The following is a 21,258-nucleotide window of genomic DNA, read 5'->3' as shown; positions in this document are numbered from 1 at the left end:
CCCCAGGTTTCCGAAGTCGAAGGACGCAACCCCATGGCCCGCGCAGGACTCACCGCCGACCGGCTCGCGGCGGCCGCCGCCGAGCTCGCGGACGAGGCGGGGTTCGAGAACGTCAGCCTGTCCGCGCTGGCGCGGCGCTTCGGGGTGAAGGACGCGAGCCTGTACTCGCACGTCAGGAATCTTCAGGACCTGCGCATCCGGGTCGCCCTGCTGGCCGGCGGCGAGATGATCGACCGGATCGCCGCGGCCGTGGCGGGGCGGGCCGGCAAGGACGCGCTGGCCGCCTTCGCGGGCGCCTACCGGGAGTACGCCCTCGAGCACCCGGGCCGGTACGCGGCGACCCAGATCCGCGTCGACCAGAGCCTCCTCGCCGACTCGCCCGCCATGCGCCGTACCGCCGAGATCACCTACGGCATGCTCCGCGGCTACGGCCTCGCCGAACCCGACCTCACCGACGCCGTCCGGCTGCTGCGCAGCACCTTCCACGGCTACTGCTCGCTGGAGTCCACCGGCGCTTTCGGCGCTCCCCGCGACGTGCGCGAGTCGTGGGACCGCGCGATCGACGCCCTGCACGTGGCCCTCACCAACTGGCCGCGCAGCGAGGACAACCGGCCGTTGCCCCAGGTGCCACGCTGACCACTTAGACTGGAAGCTTCGCGGAGGTCACACGCCACCACCACGGGGGAGGGAGCGCGTCTTGTCCCAACAGCAGCTCGGACGCGGCCCCTTGAGGTCCCGTCGGCCCGATCCCGCACCGCCTTCTCCCGACGCGGACCACCCGGACACCTCGCCCCCGGCACGCTTCGTCGGCTGGCTCGGGGGCCTCGGGGCCGCTGCCGCCGGATACGGCGTGTTCCAGTTCCTGTTCAGCGTGCTGCCCGACTCCATCGACGGTTCGGCCGCCCGGTATGTGATCTCCGGGGTCAGCGGGCTCGGCACCTTCGTCGCGGCCTGGCTGGCGGCGGGCCTGCTCCGGGCGCGGGCGGACGCGGGCACCCGCGCTCAGGCCCCCGCCGTGGGCACCGCCGCGATGGCACCCGGGGCGCCCGGCCCGCTCCCGCGCGTCTTCGCCGCCGCCTACGAAACCCTCGTCGACCAGGTGTCCGTCGTGGAGGACCCGGACCACGGGCGGCTCACCGGCTGGCCGCACTCCCTCGGCGAGGACACGCCCTCCCGGCCCACCCCCGTCGGCACCGCCTACGGCCTGCACATCATGCTCGACCTCGGTGTGCCCGAGGGACGGCTGAGCACCGGCGACCTGGTGGACACGCTGTGGCGGCTGCGGCTCCCGGACGGCGGCTGGTCGGCGCGCTCACAGGGCTCCGAGGCGCGACCGGAGGTCACCGCGCTGGTCCTGGGAGCACTGGCGCGGGCGGGCGGGTCCGCCGAGCGGCTGGCCGCCGAGGTGGACCGGTGCACCGGCGCGTTCACCCGTCAACTCGACCGCACCGGGCGGGAGTCCACGCATGTCGTGACGACCGTGCTGCGCGGGCTGCTGCGCGCCGCGCCCCGCTCCGAGGTCGTGCCCCTGCTGCGCGAGGCCCTCGCGGACGGCGCGATCAGCGACCCGCGCCGCGACCATCTGCGCTGTTGGGGCTACCGACTGCAGCCGCCCTACGGCAGGCCGTCCCCGCTGCACACCGCGCAGGCCGTCGTCGCCCTCGACCGGGCCGCCCGGGTGCTGGGCGAGGAGGGCGACGCGCGCGCCGCCCGTGCCCGTGCCGCACGTGAGGACGGCATCCGCTGGCTGCTGTCCTGCCCGGAAGCCCCGCACGACATCTGCCCGGACCTGGCGAACCTCCACGAGGAGGTCCGCCGCCCGCGCCCGGACGACCCCACGCGCCACGAGGTGCTGAACGTACGGCACTTCACCGCCTCCTGGCTGGCCCGCGCCCTGCTCTCGCCGGGAGCGCTGGAGATCGCCCGCGCGGAGGGTCTGGAGGAGGAGCTGCGGATCCGGCTGGAGGGGGCCGTCGCCGCGGTGTGGGAGGGGCAGACCGACGGTATCTGGCTGTGGGAGCGGGACGAGAGCACCGATCAGCGGCGGCCGATGTGGATGACCTATCAAGGTCTTTCGGCGCTGCGCTCGCATGCCGTATGGATGTACCAGCCGCATGGCTGAAGTCGGTTGTGACGAGCGGGCGTTGGAGGATGAGTGCATGGGCGGTCGGCAGGTCCTGGCGGCGCGGAGGCTGCTGACCGGGGCGCTGGACGGTGAACCGCCCGAGCATGAGCTGGTGGCCGCGGCCCGCTCCGTCGTCACGGAACTGGGCTCCCCCGAGCGGCTGTTGGAGCTGGTCGCCGAACTCGCCTCGGGCGAAGGCGATCCGCAGGCCTGCGCCCGGCTGTCGTACCGTCACGTCCTCGGCTTCGACAAGCTGCTGCTGATCGACGGCGGTCCGCGTCAGATGCTGCGCGCGCATGTGTGGCATCCGGGTGCGGGGGCGATCGGCGAGGAGGACATCCACAACCACCGTTCGCCGCTGGCCTCCTATGTCGTCGAGGGCCGGCTGGCCATGGAGCTGTACGAGGTCGACGACGAGCGCGGCGGCGGTTTCGCGGCGGCGCGTTACGCGGAGTCGCTGGCGGAGCGGTCGGCCGACTGGGTGCTGAAGCCGGCCGGTCCCGCGCGGCTGCGGCTGACGCATGTCGGGCAGTACGCGGCGGGCAGTTCCTACGCCCTGCCCGCGCACACCCTGCACCGGGCCTGGTGCGACACGGACGCGCCGACGGTGACGCTGTTCCTGGAGACGGGCGCCGAACGGCGGCGCCACACCGATGTGTTCACGGCGGCGGTCCCGCATCCGGGCGCGGTGGCGAAGGTGCCGCTGACCGCGGAGGAGTATCTGGGGGCGCTGCGGGACCTGGCGGAGCGGCTCAGAACTCTGTGAAGGCCTGACGGACGATGTCGAGGTTGTACTCGTCGATGTCGACCGCCATCAACTCTGCGCGGGCGAGCCAGGCGGAGTCCTGGTCGGGCTCGGGCAGGGTGACCGCCGCGGTCAAGGGCCGGACCAGGAAGTTCTCCTGCCAGTTCTTGATCTCGTGCCCGCGGTAGTCGCTGAGGAACGACGACTCGCCGACCTTTCGGACGATCTCGCCGAGCAGGCCGGTCTCTTCCTTCAGCTCGCGCAGGGCGCCGTCCTCGGGACTCTCACCGGGCTCCAGCTTCCCGCAGGGAACGCCCCACACCCGGGGCAGGAACCGCTCCTTCTCGCTGCGGCGCACCAGAAGCACCCGCTGCTCTTCGTCCATCACGACGGCGGCCGCCAGTCGCCTGTCGCCGGGGATGTCCATGGTCATGGTTCCTCGGTCCCTCGCCGGTGATGAGTCCAAAGGGTGTGGTACCCGGGAAAGAGTCAAGGCTAACAGGAACCTACGTCCCGTCGCTGTGAGTCGCGTCGCTCCGGTGACTGAGCGCGTCCACGTCACCGTAGGACGGGACGACCCCGTGCGGTGTGCGCCCCTCCCGGATCTCCACCGCGGTCTCCAGCGCCGCGCCCAGGGCCCGTCGGTAGAGCAGCGAGCCGAGGCTGACGCGCCGGACGCCGAGCTCGGCGAGCTGGGGAAGCGTGGGGCCGGCCGGGGAGTAGAGGATGTTGAGGGGGACGTCGAGGTGCTTCACCAGGGCGGCGATCTCCCGGGGTTCGGTGAGCCCGGGCACGAACACCCCGTCGGCGCCCGCCCGTTGATAGGCGTCGAGGCGGGCCCGCGTGTCCAGCTCCCCGCCACCGAGCCAGTACGTGTCGGTACGGGCGTTGACGAAGAGGCCGGGCGCGGCCGCCTTGACGGCGGCGATCTTCGCGGCGTGCACCACGGGTGAGCCGAGACCGTCCTCCAGGTTGATCCCGACGGCTCCCACGGCCACGAGCTCCCGGGCGAACTCCCCCACCTCGTCCGGGTCCTCGCTGTAGCCGTCCTCCGCGTCGACGGACAGGAGGTAGGGCCCCGAGCCGAGGGTGAGGGCGAGCCGAAGGGTCTCGTCGCGGGTGGCCGCCGCCCCGTCGGGCAGGCCGACGGCCGCGGCCACCCCGAGGCTGGTCGTGCCGATCGCGGGGAAACCCTCGGCGGCGAGCGCCCGCGCCGAGGCGTGGTCCCAGGCGTTGGGGAGGAGCAGCGGCTCGTCGCCGTGGTGGAGTTCGGCGAAGGTGGTCACGGCGGTCTCCCTACGGCAGTGGCGGGGGCTCTTCCGGACGGCTTCCGTCCTGCTCGAAAGGCTATGCCCGGGCCGGTTCGGCGCGGACCGAAGTGTTCCGTACGTAGCGGTGCAGAGGGACGGCACCCTGACCTGGGCGTCGGTGCCCGTCACCCCGTCGTCGCGACCCCGCTCACGGGCGCGTCCCCGACCACGACGTCCTTGCAGATCGCCCGCCCTAAGCACTGAGGACGAACGGAACGTACAACCACATCCCCCGTCCGAAGCGTCTCGTAGATGCGATGCACGCGGACGAGGGAGGTCGGTGCGATGTACGGCAAGAGCAGGAGCCTGCACGGAGTCGTGCGGAGCGTACGGCGGTTCTTCCGGATTCCGCGCGGGGAGCCACGCCACCCCTCACGGGTGCTGCCCTCGCTGCGGATCTGCGTGTTCTGCCTGGCCGTGGGAGCCCTTGCCGCTTGGGCCGGCTGGGACGAAGGACCGGTCGTGATGACGGTCGCGGCGGTGTGGTCCATGCTCGACGACGTGATCGACGGCGTACGGCACCGCTGGCCTGCGTTCGCGGCCGGACTGGCGGTGGGCTGGAGCGTCAACAGGCTTATGCATGCCTCGCTGAACGCCCCCGACTCGCCGTGGGGTGAGTACCCGGTCTACGCATCGACGACTCTGGCGGCCCTGGCGACCTTCGTAGCGATCACCCATCTGCCCCGTCGGACACGCTGACCCACTCGGCCATGCGCTGCACGACCTCGACGGGCAGCGACGGATTCCGGGCGGCAGTCTCGGCGTTACCGACGCCTCGGAGCAGCCGGGTCAGCCGTGTCTTCTTTCCCACCCGTGATCCCCATCATCCTCGACAGACTCCCGGGGCTCCTCAGGCTCACACGACGCTGACGCCCTCACCGTCCGTCAACCGGGCCCGGACCTCGCGCCCATCGCTCCAGCGGACGTGGAGCGCGCCCTCGTCGTCCACGCGCACGGTCACCAGCTCGTCCAGCGGAGTGGGGGCCGGTTCGGCGGTGAGCCGGGTGAGGGCGACGAACAGGGTGTCGGTGTCGCCGGTGGCGCCGGAGAGGCGGCTGTCCAGTGCGACGACCGGTCGGATCTCGCCCCGTACGTCGCCCCGGCAGGCCCAGCCGGTGACCCGCACCGGCGTCCCCGCCGGCGCTCCCGCCACCAGGTGCGCCCGCACCTCCACCGCGCCGTGCGCGAGCACGAGGCTGGTCACCCGGGTTCCGCCGCCCGCCGAGTGCCGCGAGGCGGCCCAGCCCTCCCCCACACCGAGCGGCACGATGTCCGTACGGCTCGGGTCGCTGCCGACGATCACGCTGTTGTCGTACCACCGCGAAGGCACCGTCGCCGTCGAGTAGGCGAGGCGCGAGTAGTGCGGGTCGTAGCGTGCGTCCTCGCTGCCGTGGTTGTGCAGGCGCACCAAGCCGTCCGAACTCGTGGACTGCACAAGCCAGTTGGGGGAGGCGAGGGCGGTGACCGCGTCCTCGCGCTCGGCGGGGGCCGGCTCCTCCACCGCCGTCCACACCTCGTGGTCGGCCGGGAGGAGCAGGGCGAGGAAGGCCTTGCTCGCCCAGTACGGGGACCCGGGGCCCGAATAGCCTTGCAGGACCGTCTCGTCGGGGCCGTTCCAGCCGAGGGTGAGCAGGCCGTTGTCGTCCACCGCGCCGCGCTCCAGGAAGTACTTCAGCGCGCCCGACGCCAGCCGCCTCGTCTCTCCGGGCGGCAAGGGCGTGTGCCCGGTCAGGGCGCCCAGCCACAGCGGGGCCGTGGTCGCGAAGCGGTACGTCAGCGACCGGCCCTGGTGCATCGGGGCGCCGTCGCCGCCGAACAGGCGGGCGTAGTCCCGTAGATGGCGGGAGAGTCTGCCGCCGTACAGGTCCAGGAGCCGGTCGTCCCCGGCCAGCCAGGCGTGCAGCACCGGGTACAGGTGCATCGCCCAGCCGTTGTAGTAGTCGTACTTGCGGCCGTCGCCGTCCGTGTACCAGCCGTCGCCGACGTACCAGTCCTCGATGCGCTCCAGCCCCCGGTCGATCGCCTTGCGGGACTCCTCGGTCTCGTGGCCGATCTCCTGGAGGAAGCCGCCCACCGTCACCGGGAACAACTCCCAGTTGCAGGGCCAGGCTTCGGCGGTCAGCGCGTCCCCGAGCCAGGCCGCCGCGCGCTGCCGCTCGCCGTCGTCCAGCCGGTCCCACAGCAGGGGCCGGGTCAGTCGCAGCGCGAGCGCGATCGACGCGGCCTCGACGAGCGGCTGGCCGCGGTCCTCGATGCGCGGCCAGACGCCCGCGACGCCGGCCGCGAGACCGTCGGCGTAGCGCTCCAACACCGTCTCGTCCCGGCGGAACGCCGCAAGGAGGAACGTACGGGCGTAGCCCTCCAGGCCGTCCGAGAGGCGGCCCGACCAGCTCTCGTGGTCGCCGGGGAAGTGGTAGAGGGCGCGGTCCTGCGTGGCGTACGGCTCCACTGCGGCGAGCAGGGCGTCGGCGGCGGCCAACCAGTGGGCGCGGGTGTAGCCGGTGTGCGGGCTGAGGGTGTGGTCGTCGGGAGGGAGCTGCATCGGCGCTCTTTCCTGCTCTGTGAAGGGCAAGCCTGGGGCGCCCCGGTTCCGGTCGAGGCGCCCCAGGGGTTCATCACACCCGCACCAGGCCCTGGGGCACCAGATGGCGGGCGACGAGTTCGTCGCGGACCAGTCCCGCGTACACCGTGGCGCCGCGCACCGAGGTGTGGGTGTTGTCCCTCTTCTCGTTGTACAGGTACAGCGCCTTGGACGCCTCGACGCCCAGGGACTCCACCAGCGCCTTGGTCTTCGCCGTGAGGTCGATCAGGGGGACGTCGTGGGCGGCGGCGACCGAGCGGATGACGCCGGGGTGGTTCACACCGAGGCCGTTCACCAGCAGCGCCGTGTCGTTGTCGAGTGTGCCGTCGGCGTTGAACCAGCGGCGCACGATCGGGGTGACCAGGACGGGCTCGCCTCCCTTCTCGCGCGCACCGGCCACCAGTGTCTCCAGATTCGCGCGATACGTCGCCTCGTCGGTCGTCTTGTCGTTGTGTGCGAGCTGGATCAGGACCAGGTCGCCGGGGCGGATCCGTGGCCGGACGGTGGCCCAGAGGCGGGTGTCGGCGAGATAGCTGACCGTACTCTCGCCGGAGTCGGCGTAGTTGGCCACCGACAGTCCCTTGCGGAGGTACCCGGGCAGTTGCTGGCCCCAGCCGGAGTACGGGTCGCCGGGCTGGTCGCAGACCGTGGAGTCGCCGACCAGGAAGATCTGGCGGGAGTGCCGCGCGGGGGTGACCCGGATGTCGGCGAGGGCGGGCGCGGTGCCGCCGAGTCGCAGGTCCAGGCCGGGGGTGCCGTCGGGCCCGGTGGGCTCGCCCTCGGGGGTGCGGACGTCGACGGTGAAGCTGCGGGAGACGCGCTCGCCGGCGGCCACGGCCGTCTCGGGGAGCAGCACGCGACGGGTCTCGCCGGTGACGCTCGTGCTCGACGCCGCCTCGCCGCCCAGGAGGAGCTTGACGTCGTAGGTGCCGGGAGGGACGTCGAAGTGGCAGACGGTGGCAGTGCAGTCGGCGTCGGCCCTGGCCGGTACCGCGGTCAGCACTGCGCCCAAGGCGGCTCCCACCAGTACGGCGATGCTGAAACGTCTCATACGCGCCTCCCGCTCAACAAGCGCTTTCTAGTTCATTGCGCCAGTTCAGAGAACTGCTCAACGTGGGGCAAGCGCAAGCCCTTTCGCGAAATCGATTCAACTGTCACCCTGCACAACACCCGCACCCCCACTCCGAAGGAGGCACCCCCATGTCCGGATCCCACGGCAGATCCGTTCGCCGCCGCACCTTCGTCCTCGGCGCCACGGCCGCGGCCGGCACAGCGGCCCTCGCCGGCACCGCGCGCGCCGCGGCGTTCGGCTGGAGCGACGACGGCTCGAACTACGTCGTCGACACCGGCGCCAACCTGGTCTTCAAGGTCAGCAAGACCAACGGCGACCTGACGTCGCTGGTCTACCGCGGCACGGAGTACCAGGGCTACGGCGGCATGAACTCGCACATCGAGTCCGGCCTCGGCACCTCCACCGTGACCGTCAAGCAGTCGGGTTCGACGATCCTGATCTCGGTGGCGTACGGCACGCTGCGGCACTACTACGCGGCCCGCAGCGGCGAGAACAACGTCTATCTGTGGACCAACAAGGCCGACACGTCCGTGTCCGCGACCCGCTACATCCTGCGGGTGAAGAAGGGCCTGTTCCTCAACGACGAGCCCGACTCCTACACGTACACCAGCAGCACCGTCGAGGCCTCGGACGTGTTCGCGAAGTCCGACGGCCAGACCCGCTCGAAGCACTACTCCAAGCTGCGGGTGATGGACTACGACCACATCGGCTGGTCGGGCGGCGGCGTCGGTCTGTGGATCGTGCGGAGCAACCACGAGAAGGCGTCCGGCGGCCCCTTCTACCGCTCGCTGCTGCGCCACCAGAGCGCGGACGGCGGCGGCCTGTACGAGATCCTGTACTACGGCCAGAACCAGACCGAGGCCCAGCGCTTCGGCCTCCAGGGCCCGTACGTCATCGCCCTCACGGACGGCGGGGCGCCCTCCTCGGCGCTGTTCCCGGGCACGCTGACCACCTCGTGGGCGGATTCGCTCGGCATGTCCGGTTACGTCGGCGCGAGCGGGCGCGGCAAAGTGGCCGGCGTCGGGATCTCCGGGCGGAACACGGCGTACCCGTACACGGTCGGGCTCGCCAACTCGGCGGCGCAGTACTGGGGTTCGGCGCGGTCGTCGGACGGCTACTTCTCGATCGGGGGTGTGCTGCCGGGGCCGTACACGCTGACCGTCTTCAAGGGCGAACTCGCCGTGTACACGGGGTCGGTGACGGTCACGGCCGGTGGCACGACCACCCTCAACACGATCGCCGTACCGTCCTCGAACGACCCCGGCAACGCGAGTGCCATCTGGCGGATCGGCGACTGGAACGGCACACCCGGCGGATTCAAGAACGCCGACCTGATGACGTACGCGCATCCGTCCGACGTCCGGGCCGCCTCCTGGACCGGCAATGTGGTGGTCGGCAACAACGAGACGGCGTCCTTCCCCTGCTACCTCTGGAAGGACGTCAACAGCGGGATCCTTGTGTACTTCAAGCTGACGGCGGCGCAGGCGGCGGCCGCGCACACCCTGCGGATCGGGGTGACGACGGCGTACGCCAACGGCCGCCCCCAGGTGACGGTGAACGACGCCTGGACGTCCGCCATCCCCTCCCCGCCCACCCAGCCGAGCACCCGGTCGCTGACCAACGGCTCGTATCGGGGCAACAACCACACCTTCACGTACAGCGTGCCGGCGTCCGCCTGGAAGACGGACACCGGCCAGTACAACGTGCTGCGGATCGACGTGGTGAGCGGTTCGGGGACGACCGGCTATCTCAGCGCGGGCACCGCGATCGACGCGATCGACCTGCTCGCCTGACCACACGTCACGTCCCGCGCGTCCACTGCTGGTTGGTTCCGCCGTTGCAGGTGTAGGTGATGATCGCGGCGGAGTTGGCGGTGGACGCGCCGTTCACGTCCAGGCACTCGCCGCTCGCGCGGGAGACGACGTTGACGTAGGAGCCGGTGGTCGTGAGCGACCACTGCTGGCTGGTCGCGGAGGCGCTGCAGCTCTCCTGGGTGACCGTGTTCGCGTTCTCCTGCACACACAGGGAGCTGTGCCGGGTCATGAGCTGGTAGTAGCCGCTGCCGACGGGCTTGAACCAGTACTTCTGGTTGGTGCCGCCGTTGCAGTCGTACTGCTTGATCTGGGCGCCCGCCCACAGGGACTGGCTCGTGACATCGGCGCAGCGGCTGCTGTGCCGGGCGATCAGCGTGTTGTACGTGGCACTCGTGCCGCTGATCGATCCGGTCGCCGTGTCGACGGTGACCTCCGGGGACCAGGACATCGACATCGAGGTCGAGGTGGGGAAGGCCAGAGGCAGCCAGACGTAGCGGGAGTCGTTGACGGTGCCGCCGAAGGAGTTGCCCCAGCGGTCGCCCAGGTAGAGGTACGAGGTGGTCGAAGTGCCCTGCACCGGCAGGACGTACGCGGTCTGCGAGCCGTAGGTCGTGGAGTCGCCGACGTTCGTCATCGCGGTCCACGGGCCGGCGATGCTGGTGGCGGTGGCGTACTGCTGCTGGTTGGGGCTCCAGCCGGTGGCGCCCGAGGTCAGCATGAAGTAGACGCCGTTCCGCTTGAACAGGGCCGGTGCCTCGCGGTGGCCGCCGTGCCAGGGGTCGGCGACGAGGCTCGCGATGCCTGTGTAGTCGGCGGTCAGGCGGTAGATCTGCAGGTCGTAGTTCTCGCGGGCGGCCGAGATCATGTATCCGGCGCCGTCGGTGTCGACGAAGACCGTGATGTCGCGGGACATGTGCGCACCCAGCGGGCGGAAGCTGCCCTGCCAGGTGTAGTTGCCGTCCACGGTGTCGGAGACGGCGACGGCGGCGCGGGCCTCGCTGTAGTCGGTGCCGTTCTCCTTGTGCATCCACATGACGAACTTGCCGGTGGAGGCGTTGTACATGACCTTCGGGCGCTCGATGTTGGCGGTGGCCAGCTCGGCGGCGCTGGACTGGGTCAGGACGTGGTTCCTGAACTCCCAGTTCTTCAGGTCGGTGGAGCGGTAGGCGTCGACGTAGCGGAAGGTGTTGTCGGCGTTGCGGTGCTCGCCGAACCAGTAGTAGTACGAGCCGACCTTGAGGACACCGCCGCCGTGGGCGTGCACCGGGTTGCCCGAGGTGTCGGTGAACTGCGTGCCGGTGGTGGCGGTCTGGGGTGCGGCCTGGGCGGGGCCGGCCGTGGCCAGGGCGCCGGCGAGGGCCAGACAGAGGGCCAGCAGAGCGGCGTAGGCACGTCTCATCTCACACACTCTCCTTGACAGGCGCTGCGGGGATTGTTCGGAGCTGTTTGAGGCTGTTCGGGATAACGAACAAGATCTGACACATTACGAACGAGTGAAAGGTAAGGGTGAGTTACCGGGAGGTCAACGAGTCCGGCGAAACAAACAGGACCGCGAAATTTCTGTTATCGACGGCCGCCCAGGCCCGTCCCCGATCACGTGCGCAGCCTCACCCACAGGACAGCAGCGACCGCAGGCGCCCTCGCCGCGGTCGCCGCCCTCACCGTCACCGCTCCCCCCGCGGTGGCCGCCGGCCCCAGGGACGTATCCGCCGACGTGCTGGGGGGCCGGGACGTGACGCTCAGCGGTGACACGGTGGTGACCGTGCCGCCCGGGACGACGACGTACGACGGCGTCCTGCGCGGCGAGGGCACGCTCACCGTGCGCGGCACCGGGACGCTGATCCTGACCAGGGACAGCGACTTCACGCTCCCGAAGTCCCGGCAGCGGCAGAAGGTGAGCGTCCTCGGCGGCAACCACCCGTACGTCACCACGACCGCCCCGGACCCGCCCGCGATCACGGTCGAGCGCGGGGCCACCCTGCAGTACGGCGACGGCGGTACGGCCGGGCTGATCGGCCATTTCCCCTACGGCACCCCGGCGTTCCGGCTCAACCAGGACAACATCCGGGTCGACGGCACCCTGCGGTTGTCGCTGAGGAGCGCCTACAACCTGGGCACGATCAGCGGTTCCGGGCTCATCACCCAGCCGCGCTTCCTGTGGGGTACCTGGGATCTGTCGGGCACCCACTCCTTCTCCGGGGTGATCGACAACGGCACGCAGGTCAACGCCGGACGGCCGGAGTTCGCGACGTCACTGCCGAACGTGCGCAAGGTCCTCAACCAGGGCACCTTCACCGTGGACACCCCGCTCGGCCGGACCGTCGCCCTGGGCATGGACTTCTACCAGCGCGAGTACGGCAGCGACATCAACGTCCAGTCCCGGCCGGGCGGCAAGGTCGTGCTCACCGGGCAGTACAGCTGGTCCGACCGGGGCGGCGACACCGATCCCGCGCTCAGCGACCCGGCCCTGAACTGGACGCCCGCGCGGAAGAACGTCAACAAGCGCGGCACCAACATCAAGGGCGCGGACGTCCAGTGGGGCGACGGGACGACGAACCGGATCTTCATGCCCGGCACCGCCGAGACGGTCTACATCAACCTGCTCGCGGCCCGCTCCCGTTCGCGGCTCACCTTCGACTACAACGGCCCCGTCACGCTGGGCGCGCCGATCGGCGGCGGCAGATATCACGACACCCTCTCCTCGCCCGGCGCCGGCGACGTCGTCATCAAGGGCAGACCCGGCAACGACGTCACCTTCGCCGCCGTGCAGCACTACGACGGCTCGACGACGGTCGGCAAGGGCGCGGTCCTGCGTCTGGGCAGCGGCAAGCGGGGCGGCGACGGCGGGCTGTACACGCGGGGCGCCCTCCACAAGGTCGTCAACGACGGCTCGCTGGTGCTGAACAACGTCGGCACGTCCCTGACCCTCTCCCGGATCAGCGGCAGCGGGTCGCTCACGCAGTCGGGGTCCGCGACCGCGACGCTGACGGGCTCGGGGGTGACGTACACCGGCAGGACGACGGTCAAGAAGGGCACGCTGGCACTGCGCGGCGGCGCGACGCTGGACCGCAGTCGGGCCATCACGCTTGTCTCCGCCAACTCCCGTCTGGACACGGGCACTTCGGGACTGCGCGTGGCGACGACCCTGACCGGCAGGGGCACCGTGCGGGGCGCGGTGACGAACGACGGCGTGGTCGCGAGCGGTCTGACCGTCTCCGGCGACTACACACAGTCGGCCAAGGGCGAACTGGTCCTGCACGGCGCCCCGTTGAGGGTGACGGGCGCCCTCCGTCTCGCCGGCGACCTGGACCTCGCGTCCGCCGCGACGGCGACGAGGCCCGCCCGGAGGATCACCGTCCTGGACCACCAGGGCCGGGCGAAGACGACCGGCACCTTCACCGGCCTCCGGGAGGGCAGGAAGCTCCAGCTGAACGACACCACGTACCGCATCTCCTACCGGGGGGGGGACGGCAACGACGTGGTCCTCACCGCGGTGACCGCGAGCTCCTCCCCCGGCTCGGACACCCCCCGCACAGCAGCCGACTCGGTCGCCTCCCCCGGCCCCCGGACCGCGAGCGCCACGGGCAACGGCCTCGGGTGGTGGCCGTACGTGGTGGCCGCCGGGCTGCTCGTGGGGCTCGCGATGCCGGCGGCAAGGCGGAGGCGCGGACGCGGGCGGCGGGGAGACAGGCACGCGGCGCACGGCCGGTGACCGACGGCTGTCACGTCTCCTGTGCCGGTCACCCACCCCGCCTCGACTACCGTCGTCAGCATGACCAGCACCATCGCCCTCGCCGAAGCCCTCGCCGCCGGGACCGTCGTGCTCGACGGCGGCATGTCCAATCAGCTGGAATCCGCCGGGCACGACCTGAGTGACGAGCTGTGGTCGGCGCGGCTGCTCGCGGAGCGTCCGGAGGCGATCACCGAGGCCCATCTCGGGTACTTCGAGGCGGGGGCGGACGTGGCGATCACGTCCAGCTACCAGGCCACGTTCGAGGGGTTCGCGGGGCGCGGGATCGGACGGGAGCGGGCGGCCGAACTGCTGGTACTGAGCGTGGAGTTGGCGCGTGAGGCCGCGCGGCGGGCGCAGGCGAAGGGGGTCGCGCGGCCGTTGTGGGTCGCCGCGTCGGTCGGGCCGTACGGGGCGATGCTGGCGGACGGCTCCGAGTACCGGGGGCGCTACGGGCTGAGCGTGGCGGAGCTGGAGCGCTTCCATCGGCCCCGGCTGGAGGTGCTCGCCGGGGCCCGTCCCGACGTGCTGGCGCTGGAGACGGTTCCGGACGCGGACGAGGCCGAGGCGCTGCTGCGGGCGGTGCGCGGGCTCGGGGTGCCGGCCTGGCTGTCGTACTCCGTCGCCGGTGACCGTACGCGTGCCGGGCAGCCGCTGGAGGAGGCGTTCGCGCCGGCCGCCGGCGCCGACGAGGTGATCGCGGTCGGCGTGAACTGCTGCGCGCCCGAGGATGTCGAGGGCGCTGTCGAGATCGCCGCCCGGGTCACGGGCAAGCCGGTCGTGGTCTATCCCAACAGCGGCGAGGCCTGGAACGCCGAGGCGCGTGCCTGGGAGGGACGGTCCAGCTTCGCGCCGGAGTTGGTGCGGGGGTGGCGGGAGTCCGGGGCGCGGCTGATCGGGGGGTGCTGTCGGGTGGGGCCGGAGGCCATCGGGTCGATCGCCCGGGCGCTGACGGGGACGCCGTAGCCGCGTACGGAGGGCTCGTCCCGCCCCGTCACGCACTGCTAGCCTCCGCTTCGGGAACCGGTTGCCATGCTGTTGTCACTGGTGCTCGACGCAGAGGGGGCACGAGGCCGGCCTCGACGTACCCGGCGACGTCTCGCTGGCCGGCTACGACGACATCCCCTTCGCCCGTGACCTGCACCCGGCCCTGACGACGGTCCACGTCCCCTACGAGGAACTGGGCCGCCTCGCCGTCCGCACCGCCCTGGGCCGCACCCCGGAGGACCCGGCCGAGCATCTGTTGCTGGGCACCCATGTGGTGGTACGGGACTCGGTGGCGCCGCTCGACCGGTGATCGTCAGTGCCAGCGCACCGCCCCCGGCAGCCGCAGCCGCCGTACCACCGATCGCATCTCCGCGCCGCGCGTGAGCGGACCGTCGGCGAGCGGCGGCGCATGGATGGTTTCCCGAGCCGCCGCGGCCGCCGTCCACAGGGCCAGCTCGGCGTCGCGCGGGCCGTGCGCCGTGTGGGTGGCGCCGTCGCCGAAGATGCGTACCGGGTGGGTGTCGTCCCAGGTCTGCCACCCCGGGTCGCCCTCCACCGCGAACCGCACCCACGTCCGGTGCATCTCGTCCGCGAGCTCCGGCGGGGCGCCCTCGCCGGCCAGTCTGCGGGACTCGGGGACGTCTCCGGTGTCGAAGACGAAGCCGAGCTCCAGGGCGTGGCAGGCGCCGAGGTCGGGGAGGGTGGAGGGCCAGGCGAACTCGTAGACGTACGACGACCCGGCGTGGGCGTCGGCGAGGCGGTGCAGTGGGACGCGCAGGAGGTGGTCGGTGACCATCTGGCCGACGATCTCGGCGGTGCCGGCCTCCGGGTGCAGGGCGCGGTAGCCGCGAGGTACTTCGGCGCCGACGCGGCAGCGGGCCATCGCGCCGGCCAGGGCGACCGCGCCGAGCCGGTCGACGCGCTCCAGCAGCCCGCCGGGCACCAGCCACAGCCGGTACTCGTCGCGGGTCCAGCCCAGCATCAGGTCGACACCGGCCGCGGCGTCACCCTCCGTCAGCGCCTGCAGCGGATCGCGGGGCACGATGTCGCCGTCGACCACGATTCCGAAGGCGGGCCCGCCCAGCACGGGGCTGCTCAGCCGGCCCACCTCGGCCTGGGCGCGCAGGAGCAGCTCAGGGTCGACCTCGGCGAAGGCGGCGGCCGTGGCGGGGATCTTCAGCCGGGTCGCCATCCGGCGCACCATCCGCCGTACCTTGTCCCGCTCGGCGGCCTCCGGCGGCCCGCTCTGCAGGATGGCCCGCCGCATCAGGCCCTGGGCCTGCGGGGCGGCGAGCAGCGCGCCGATGCTGATCGCGCCGGCGGACTGGCCGAAGACGGTGATGCGGTCGGGGTCGCCGCCGAAGGCCGCGATGGAGGCGTGCACCCACTTCAGGGCGGCGAGCTGGTCGCGCAGGCCGGGGTTGGCGGGGGCGTCCGGGAAGTATCCGTAGCCCTCGACGCCGAGCCGGTAGTTGACGGAGACGAGGACGACTCCGTCGCGGGCGAAGGGCCGGCCGTCGTACACGGGCATGCCCGAGGACCCGCGGGTCAGGGCGCCGCCGTGCAGCCACACCATGACCGGGAGGCGGGCTGCGGGGCCGGGCTCGGGGGTCCAGACGTTGAGGTTGAGGCAGTCGTCGCCGGGCACGACCGGGTCGGACAGATATTGCGCGAAGGCCTCGGAGTACGGCGGCTTCGGCGGGGTCGGCCCGAAGGCCGCGGCCTCGCGCACACCGTCCCAGGGCTCGGGCGGGACGGGCGGCCGGAACCTCAGAGGGCCGAAGGGGGGCGCCGCGTAGGGGATGCCCCGGAACACGGCGACGCCGTCCTCTTCGTACCGGCCCCTCACGGCACCGTAGGGCGTCGTCACCACGGGGTCCGTCACGGGAACTGTCCGGACTGCTGCCATACGTCCACCAGCCTCCTCACCGCGCTCGTGCACCGTGAAGATCAGAGCAACTCATTGTGGCCCGATATTCCGGCGCACGAGCGGGTGTGAGGGCTGTTCGGCCCAATGGCTACTTGGCGTACATCAGCGTGCCGAAGCCCAGCTGGTCGAAGCCGCCGCTGTCGGAGCCGTAGTCACCGCCGCCGCCCTCGGGGGCGACGGAGAAGCACATCTGGGCGATGTACTTGTCGTCGAGGCTGACGCGCCGGTTGTAGTGGTAGTGGAGCATGGCCCAGACCGGGCGGACCTGGCCCCGGGACGCCGCCGAGATGACGGTCTGTGACTGCGGGACGCAGTTCTGGCCGCTGCCCCAGTTGTAGGTGGTGAAGGGGACGCTGTTGCCCAGGTTGTACTTGGCGACGTACTGGGCGGCCTTCATGAAGCGGCGGCCGTCGTAGGAGTACAGGTCTTCGCCCTGGTTCCAGGCCATCTCGCAGATCGCGCCCATCTGGCCCATGCCCATCATGGTGTGGCCCTGGTCGCGGCCGGACTCCTGCCACTGGCCGAGGTCGTAGCCCTCGACGCCCGGGTACAGGAACGGCACCGCCTTGGTGAGGGCGCCGTTTCCGGCTCCGGTCCTGAAGTAGTTCACGGCCTGGTCGTACTTGGCGGCGTTGTCGGTGAGGATCCCGATGGCCATGACCGAGGCCATGTTGCACAGGTCCCAGTTGGCCCAGTAGTTGGTGATGCAGGCGTCGTTGTGGCCGGTGAGGAACTGGTTGTTGAGCGGGTAGAAGACCCGGACCGTCATCTCCTGTGCGGCGGCGAGGTCGAACCCGCTGTAGCCGCGCATGAGTTCACAGGCGTTCGCGAACTGCCAGCCGTAGATGCCGGCTGCGAGGAACCGGTCCGCGTTGCCGGTGACCGTGGTCAGGGTCCTGGACCAGGCGTTGAGGATGACCGCGGCGGCCACGGCGTTCGCCTCGGTGCCGCCGACCCGCCAGCGCAGGGCGTTCTGGTAGGCGGCGGCGATGTCGTTGTAGAGCAGGCCGTAGTTCTGTCCGGTGCCGCCGCGGATGATCGTGGCGGTGGCCCGGTTCGTCCAGGTGGACTGGGAGTGGGAGTTGGCGGTCAGCCGGTTCCAGCCGGACAGCCAGGGGTCCGTGCCCGCGGCGACCCTGACCTTGGCGCGGTTGATGTCCCCGGCGTTGTGGAGCATGCCGGGGTGGGTGAAGGTCGCGGGGGCCGCGTCCGCCGTGGCGGCGACGGACGCGGTACCCAGCGCGACAGCCGCGGTGAAACCACCGGCGGTCCTCAGCAGACCTCGGCGGCTCAACTCACCGTTGGAGCGATGCTGGTGGGGGGAAGTGCGGCTCATTTCGGTGCGACTCCAATCCGTGGGGGGATCAGTCGTGTTTGATGCTCACCTCGTCGAACTCGGCGGTGCAGCGGGCCTGTTGGTCGCGTGAGCAGACCACGAGGCCCACGTGGTAGGGGGCGTCACCGAACCCGGGGATCTCGCCGGTGGCGAGGGTGGTCCAGGTGGCGCCGTCATCGGTGGACAGGGCCGCGGTGAAGGCGGTCCCGACGCGCTTCAGCCGCAGCAGGGAGGGCAGGGCGGCCGTGCCGCTTCCGGTGAAGGCCGACTTGCCCGCGACGGTCGGGCGCAGCATGAGCCGCGCGGTGGTTCCTCCGGTGACGATCGCCCCGGCGGCCTGGTCGAACGGCGACAGCGACTTGGCCATCAGCAGCCCTACCTGGTCGCCGCGCGCGCCCGTGCGGGAGACCAGCCGGGCGGTGATCTCGCAGTCGCCGGTCACCGTCCGTCGCGCGAACTGCCCTGTCATCGCCTGGTTGTTGACGGACAGGTCGACCCCCGCACCGCGCACGATGAAGGTCCCGCCGTCGTACGACGTGCAGCCCGGCGTACGGATCGCGACCACACCCAGCGTCCCGAAGCCCCGCCCGTCGGGCACCGCGTCGCCCAGGTCGCCGTACGTCCAAGGGGCGGGCGGGGGTGTGCCGACGGTGAGGCTGAGCGTGCCGGTGCCGTCGCCGGAGGCATTGCCGGCGGTGGTGGTGACGGTGAACTCGCCGCTCTCGGTGGGCGTTCCGCGGACGTGGCCGGTGCGCCTGTCGAGGCGGAGGCCGTCGGGCAGCCCGGCCGCGCTGAACCGTACGGGCTCGCGCGAGGCGCGCAGGACGTGCTGGTCCGGCTCCTACTTCGCCGGAAGCTGCGGCGGGGCACCCCTGACCGTTGTACGCCAGTACATCGAGAACCAGAAGCGCCCCGTGACCTGAGGAGAACACTGCGGACCCGTGCCAACGGCTCGGGTCAGAGCAGTCTTGAGATGCGCTTCACCTCCGCCCTAAAGGACGGAGCACTGCGCAAGATCAGAGGTAGACGGTCTTGCCGGAGGGGACGTTCAGGTAGCCGTCGGCGGTGGTGTGGACGCCGGGGCCGTAGTAGAGGACGTTCGGGTCGTCCGGCCGGGGCTTCTTCTTCTCTGTCGCGCGGGCGAAGAGGTGCAGACAGTCGAAGATGTCGTCGTTGATCTGGACGACGACGTTGTGCGGCTGGTCGAGCGTGAAGCGCAGGGTGTCACCGAGCAGTTCGGGCTTGATGCCGTACGAGTCGGGTCTCACCCGGAGACCTTGCTGGTGCCGCCCTTGAGACAGGTGACCTCGATCTCCACGGAACCCTGGAAGTCGAAGTACGCCAGCGACGAGCTGTAGACCTTGCCCGAACCGGTGGTGGGGTTGATCTCCCCCAGCTGCGGGCGCCAGATGTCGAGGGTCTGCCACGCGCCGTCGGGGGCGGTACGCACCCGCACCTTGACGTACTTTCGAAAAGAGTCTGTAACTCGGGGTGACGCGAGGATCCGGGAACCGGTTGCTGACGTGCGATGCAGTGCGAGCGCGCTGGAGAACGGCCCGGAGCATGCTCGGAAATCGGTTTCGGTGTGACGCCGCCGCCCTGCCGATTGACCGGCCCCGTGACCAGATCTACGGTAGAAGACGCTTTCTGAAACCGTTTCCGTTCGGTGTCTCAGCCAGTGCCTCAGGAGAACCATGCCCAGCCCGCACCTGCCGAGGGCCCTTTTCGCGATGGATCCGGTGCACGTCCCCCTGCTCTTCCCGCCGCCGCTCATGGCCCGGCTGAGGCAGACGGCCGAGATCGACCCGGCGCTCGTCGTACGGGACTTCGCCGCCCCAGCATCCGACCCCTCGGCGGCCGAGGCCCTGGCCAGGACCGAGGTGCTCATCACCGGCTGGGGCTGCCCCCGCCTCGACACCGACGTCCTCACCGTCGCGCCGAAGCTGCGCGCCGTCCTGCACGCCGCCGGCTCGGTCCGCTCGCTGGTCGGCGAGGCCCTGTGGAAGGCCGGCGTCACCGTGTCCAGCGCGGTCACCGGCAACGCACTGCCGGTCGCCGAGTACACGCTCGCCATGATCCTTCTCGCCGGGAAGGACACCTTCGCGCACCGGGAGCGCTTCCGCAGCACTCACACCTACCCGACCCAGGGCGAGACCGCCGCGACCGGCAACGTCGGCCGCCGCGTCGGCGTCATCGGGGCCTCGCGGGTCGGCCGACGACTGCTGGAGCTGCTACGGCCGTTCGACTTCACGGTCCTGCTGCACGACCCGTACGTCAGCGCCGCCGAGGCCGCCGAACTGGGCGCCGAGTTGCTGTCGCTGGAGGACCTGCTGAGGCACAGCGACATCGTCAGCCTGCATGCGCCGGACATCCCCGAGACGTACCGGATGCTCGACGGGGAGCGGCTGGGCCTGATTCGGGACGGCGGGGTGCTGATCAACACCTCGCGGGGGGCGCTGGTCGATCCCGAGGCGCTGACGGACGAGCTGGTTGCCGGGCGGCTGCACGCGGTGCTCGACGTGACCGAGCCGGAGCCGCTGCCGGCGGGGTCGCCGCTGTACCACCTGCCCAATGTGTTTCTGACGCCTCATATCGCCGGGTCGCTCGGGAATGAGCTGGAGCGGCTGGGTCGGATCGTGGTGGAGGAGTTGGAGCGGGTGGCGGCAGGGGGGCCGTTGGGGCATGAGGTGCGGTTGGTGGATTTGGCTCGGGTTGCTTGAGAAGGGGTGGGCCTGGGTCTGTGGGCCTGGGTTTGTGGGCAAACCTTGCGGCTGGCGTGCCCCACTGGGAGCACGCGGGCCATGTCCGGGGCGCGGCCCCCGGCGACTCACTGGCGGGCGTCCCCGACTCGGGCGGCATCTGGGCGCCGTCGCTGAGCTGGGACGGTGAGCGGTTCTGGGTGGTCTACTCGGTGGTCCGCTCGGTGGGGACGCCGTACTTCGACGTGGACACGTATGTCAGTACGGCGACGGAGGCGGGCGGCATGTGGACCGCGCCGCGGCGGCTGCCGAGCCATGGGTTCGACCCCGCGCTGTTCCATCAGGAGGGGCGGCTGTGGCTGCTCAACCTCCAGAACGACCATCGTCCGGGCGGGCGGCGGTTCGCCGGGATCGTACTGACGGAGTTGGACCGGGAGACGCTGGCCCCGGTCGGGGACACGCATCTGCTGCTTCAGCACGAACTGCTCATCGAGGGGCCGAAGTTGCTGCGGCGCGACGGCTGGTTCCCTCTCGTGCTCGCGGAGGGCGGCACGGGTGTTGAGCACGGGGCGATCGTGGCACGCAGTCGGGCGATCACCGGCCCTTACGAGCTCGACAGCCAACCCCTGTTGACGACGCGCGACGATCCCTCGGTGCCGTTGCAGAAGGCCGGGCACGCGGAGCTGGTCGAGACGCCGGGCGGTGAGTGGGTGATGAGCCATCTCACGGCACGGCCGTTGCAGACGCCGGCCGGGCCGCGCTGCCCCCTCGGTCGCGAGACGGCGATCCAGGCGGTGACGTGGGACGAGGCGGGCTGGCCGCGGCTGCGGCACGGGGGCTGGCATCCGGCGGTCGAGGTAGACGTACCGACGCGTTCCGTCGAGCCGGAGCCCCAACATGCCTGCCCCGACGATCCGTTGGGCTAGCCC

Annotated in this window: 18 protein-coding genes and 3 pseudogenes; 11 read left to right on the top strand and 10 right to left on the bottom strand. The window is 71.2% G+C overall.

What is annotated here, in order from left to right:
• Window positions 1-33: 33 nt before the first annotated feature.
• The 3 genes from OG254_RS37550 (at window position 34) to OG254_RS37540 (ending at window position 2,891) form a co-directional block, all read left to right on the top strand.
• Window positions 34-636 (top strand): TetR-like C-terminal domain-containing protein, encoded by a 603-nt coding sequence (locus OG254_RS37550; RefSeq protein ID WP_405590983.1) that lies wholly within the window; start codon window positions 34-36, stop codon window positions 634-636.
• A gap of 61 nt (window positions 637-697) precedes the next feature.
• Window positions 698-2,122: a hypothetical protein gene (locus OG254_RS37545; RefSeq protein ID WP_405590980.1), complete on the top strand. Its 1,425-nt coding sequence runs from the start codon at window positions 698-700 to the stop codon at window positions 2,120-2,122.
• Between the two features lie 37 nt (window positions 2,123-2,159).
• Window positions 2,160-2,891, top strand: a complete 732-nt coding sequence (locus tag OG254_RS37540) for a hypothetical protein (RefSeq protein ID WP_405590977.1) — start codon at window positions 2,160-2,162, stop codon at window positions 2,889-2,891.
• On the opposite strand, the gene OG254_RS37535 is transcribed toward OG254_RS37540, so the two are convergent.
• Both OG254_RS37535 and OG254_RS37530 read right to left on the bottom strand, forming a co-directional pair.
• The gene (locus tag OG254_RS37535) at window positions 2,878-3,303 is read right to left on the bottom strand and encodes an NUDIX hydrolase (protein WP_405590974.1); all 426 of its coding nucleotides are present in this window, start codon (window positions 3,301-3,303) and stop codon (window positions 2,878-2,880) included. The two genes, OG254_RS37540 and OG254_RS37535, sit on opposite strands and share 14 nt — an antisense overlap.
• Window positions 3,304-3,376: 73 nt before the next feature.
• A complete protein-coding gene (locus OG254_RS37530) occupies window positions 3,377-4,156 on the bottom strand; it encodes an isocitrate lyase/phosphoenolpyruvate mutase family protein (RefSeq protein WP_405590971.1) in 780 nt (259 codons plus the stop codon).
• A 309-nt stretch (window positions 4,157-4,465) separates the two neighbouring features.
• Between OG254_RS37530 and OG254_RS37525 the strand changes: the two genes are divergently transcribed.
• Window positions 4,466-4,879: a hypothetical protein gene (locus tag OG254_RS37525; RefSeq protein WP_405590968.1), complete on the top strand. Its 414-nt coding sequence runs from the start codon at window positions 4,466-4,468 to the stop codon at window positions 4,877-4,879.
• Window positions 4,880-5,036: 157 nt separating this feature from the next.
• Here the strand turns inward: OG254_RS37525 and OG254_RS37520 are convergent, their stop codons facing one another.
• Both OG254_RS37520 and OG254_RS37515 read right to left on the bottom strand, forming a co-directional pair.
• Entirely contained in the window at window positions 5,037-6,722 is a 1,686-nt protein-coding gene (locus OG254_RS37520) for a DUF2264 domain-containing protein (RefSeq protein WP_405590965.1), read from the bottom strand.
• 73 nt (window positions 6,723-6,795) lie between these two features.
• A complete protein-coding gene (locus tag OG254_RS37515; RefSeq protein WP_405590962.1) occupies window positions 6,796-7,812 on the bottom strand; it encodes a rhamnogalacturonan acetylesterase in 1,017 nt (338 codons plus the stop codon).
• 149 nt (window positions 7,813-7,961) lie between these two features.
• On the opposite strand from OG254_RS37515, the gene OG254_RS37510 reads away from it, so the two are divergent.
• Entirely contained in the window at window positions 7,962-9,626 is a 1,665-nt protein-coding gene (locus OG254_RS37510) for a rhamnogalacturonan lyase B N-terminal domain-containing protein (protein WP_405590959.1), read from the top strand.
• A 7-nt stretch (window positions 9,627-9,633) separates the two neighbouring features.
• Here the strand turns inward: OG254_RS37510 and OG254_RS37505 are convergent, their stop codons facing one another.
• Window positions 9,634-11,046 carry an RICIN domain-containing protein gene (locus OG254_RS37505; protein WP_405590956.1) on the bottom strand — a complete coding sequence of 471 codons (1,413 nt, stop codon included), beginning with the start codon at window positions 11,044-11,046 and terminating at the stop codon, window positions 9,634-9,636.
• A 198-nt stretch (window positions 11,047-11,244) separates the two neighbouring features.
• Between OG254_RS37505 and OG254_RS37500 the strand changes: the two genes are divergently transcribed.
• The 3 genes and pseudogenes from OG254_RS37500 to OG254_RS37490 form a co-directional block, all read left to right on the top strand.
• Window positions 11,245-13,359, top strand: a complete 2,115-nt coding sequence (locus OG254_RS37500; protein ID WP_405590953.1) for an autotransporter — start codon at window positions 11,245-11,247, stop codon at window positions 13,357-13,359.
• Window positions 13,360-13,419: 60 nt separating this feature from the next.
• On the top strand, window positions 13,420-14,343 hold the full coding sequence (gene mmuM, locus OG254_RS37495) for a homocysteine S-methyltransferase (protein WP_405590950.1): 924 nt from the start codon (window positions 13,420-13,422) through the stop codon (window positions 14,341-14,343).
• Window positions 14,344-14,443: 100 nt separating this feature from the next.
• Window positions 14,444-14,674: pseudogene (locus OG254_RS37490) on the top strand (substrate-binding domain-containing protein); the annotation flags it as partial.
• Between the two features lie 3 nt (window positions 14,675-14,677).
• On the opposite strand, the gene OG254_RS37485 reads toward OG254_RS37490, so the two are convergent.
• The 3 genes and pseudogenes from OG254_RS37485 to OG254_RS37475 all read right to left on the bottom strand — a co-directional run.
• Window positions 14,678-16,273 (bottom strand): carboxylesterase/lipase family protein, encoded by a 1,596-nt coding sequence (locus OG254_RS37485; protein WP_405590947.1) that lies wholly within the window; start codon window positions 16,271-16,273, stop codon window positions 14,678-14,680.
• A gap of 109 nt (window positions 16,274-16,382) precedes the next feature.
• Window positions 16,383-17,630 carry an alginate lyase family protein gene (locus tag OG254_RS37480; RefSeq protein ID WP_405590944.1) on the bottom strand — a complete coding sequence of 416 codons (1,248 nt, stop codon included), beginning with the start codon at window positions 17,628-17,630 and terminating at the stop codon, window positions 16,383-16,385.
• Window positions 17,631-17,658: 28 nt separating this feature from the next.
• Window positions 17,659-18,468: pseudogene (locus OG254_RS37475) on the bottom strand (putative Ig domain-containing protein); the annotation flags it as partial.
• On the opposite strand from OG254_RS37475, the pseudogene OG254_RS37470 reads away from it, so the two are divergent.
• A pseudogene (locus tag OG254_RS37470) lies at window positions 18,461-18,553 on the top strand (transposase); the annotation flags it as partial. The pseudogenes OG254_RS37475 and OG254_RS37470 sit on opposite strands and share 8 nt — an antisense overlap.
• Before the next feature lie 93 nt (window positions 18,554-18,646).
• On the opposite strand, the gene OG254_RS37465 reads toward OG254_RS37470, so the two are convergent.
• Window positions 18,647-18,898 carry a hypothetical protein gene (locus OG254_RS37465; protein ID WP_405590942.1) on the bottom strand — a complete coding sequence of 84 codons (252 nt, stop codon included), beginning with the start codon at window positions 18,896-18,898 and terminating at the stop codon, window positions 18,647-18,649.
• Window positions 18,895-19,080: a hypothetical protein gene (locus OG254_RS37460; protein WP_405590939.1), complete on the bottom strand. Its 186-nt coding sequence runs from the start codon at window positions 19,078-19,080 to the stop codon at window positions 18,895-18,897. The genes OG254_RS37465 and OG254_RS37460 overlap by 4 nt, the downstream gene beginning before the upstream one ends.
• Before the next feature lie 244 nt (window positions 19,081-19,324).
• On the opposite strand from OG254_RS37460, the gene OG254_RS37455 reads away from it, so the two are divergent.
• A complete protein-coding gene (locus OG254_RS37455) occupies window positions 19,325-20,350 on the top strand; it encodes a hydroxyacid dehydrogenase (RefSeq protein WP_405590936.1) in 1,026 nt (341 codons plus the stop codon).
• Between the two features lie 56 nt (window positions 20,351-20,406).
• Complete coding sequence (locus tag OG254_RS37450) at window positions 20,407-21,255, top strand: family 43 glycosylhydrolase (protein WP_405590933.1); 849 nt, start codon at window positions 20,407-20,409, stop codon at window positions 21,253-21,255.
• Window positions 21,256-21,258: the final 3 nt, after the last annotated feature.

It is taken from the genome of Streptomyces sp. NBC_01092 (assembly GCF_045039535.1).
Classification (GTDB): domain Bacteria; phylum Actinomycetota; class Actinomycetes; order Streptomycetales; family Streptomycetaceae; genus Streptomyces.
Note: the sequence above shows the minus strand (reverse complement) of the source record. Positions and strands in the feature narration are given on the sequence as shown.

Bases quoted from the DNA above. Each gene is read 5' to 3' on its own strand.
- OG254_RS37550 (WP_405590983.1), top strand. From the start codon at position 34: ATGGCCCGCGCAGGACTCACCGCCGACCGGCTCGCGGCGGCCGCCGCC.
- OG254_RS37540 (WP_405590977.1), top strand. From the start codon at position 2,160: ATGGGCGGTCGGCAGGTCCTGGCGGCGCGGAGGCTGCTGACCGGGGCG.
- OG254_RS37535 (WP_405590974.1), bottom strand. From the start codon at position 3,303: ATGACCATGGACATCCCCGGCGACAGGCGACTGGCGGCCGCCGTCGTG.
- OG254_RS37525 (WP_405590968.1), top strand. From the start codon at position 4,466: ATGTACGGCAAGAGCAGGAGCCTGCACGGAGTCGTGCGGAGCGTACGG.
- OG254_RS37520 (WP_405590965.1), bottom strand. From the start codon at position 6,722: ATGCAGCTCCCTCCCGACGACCACACCCTCAGCCCGCACACCGGCTAC.
- OG254_RS37515 (WP_405590962.1), bottom strand. From the start codon at position 7,812: ATGAGACGTTTCAGCATCGCCGTACTGGTGGGAGCCGCCTTGGGCGCA.
- OG254_RS37510 (WP_405590959.1), top strand. From the start codon at position 7,962: ATGTCCGGATCCCACGGCAGATCCGTTCGCCGCCGCACCTTCGTCCTC.
- OG254_RS37505 (WP_405590956.1), bottom strand. From the start codon at position 11,046: ATGAGACGTGCCTACGCCGCTCTGCTGGCCCTCTGTCTGGCCCTCGCC.
- mmuM (WP_405590950.1), top strand. From the start codon at position 13,420: ATGACCAGCACCATCGCCCTCGCCGAAGCCCTCGCCGCCGGGACCGTC.
- OG254_RS37485 (WP_405590947.1), bottom strand. From the start codon at position 16,273: ATGGCAGCAGTCCGGACAGTTCCCGTGACGGACCCCGTGGTGACGACG.
- OG254_RS37480 (WP_405590944.1), bottom strand. From the start codon at position 17,630: ATGAGCCGCACTTCCCCCCACCAGCATCGCTCCAACGGTGAGTTGAGC.
- OG254_RS37455 (WP_405590936.1), top strand. From the start codon at position 19,325: ATGCCCAGCCCGCACCTGCCGAGGGCCCTTTTCGCGATGGATCCGGTG.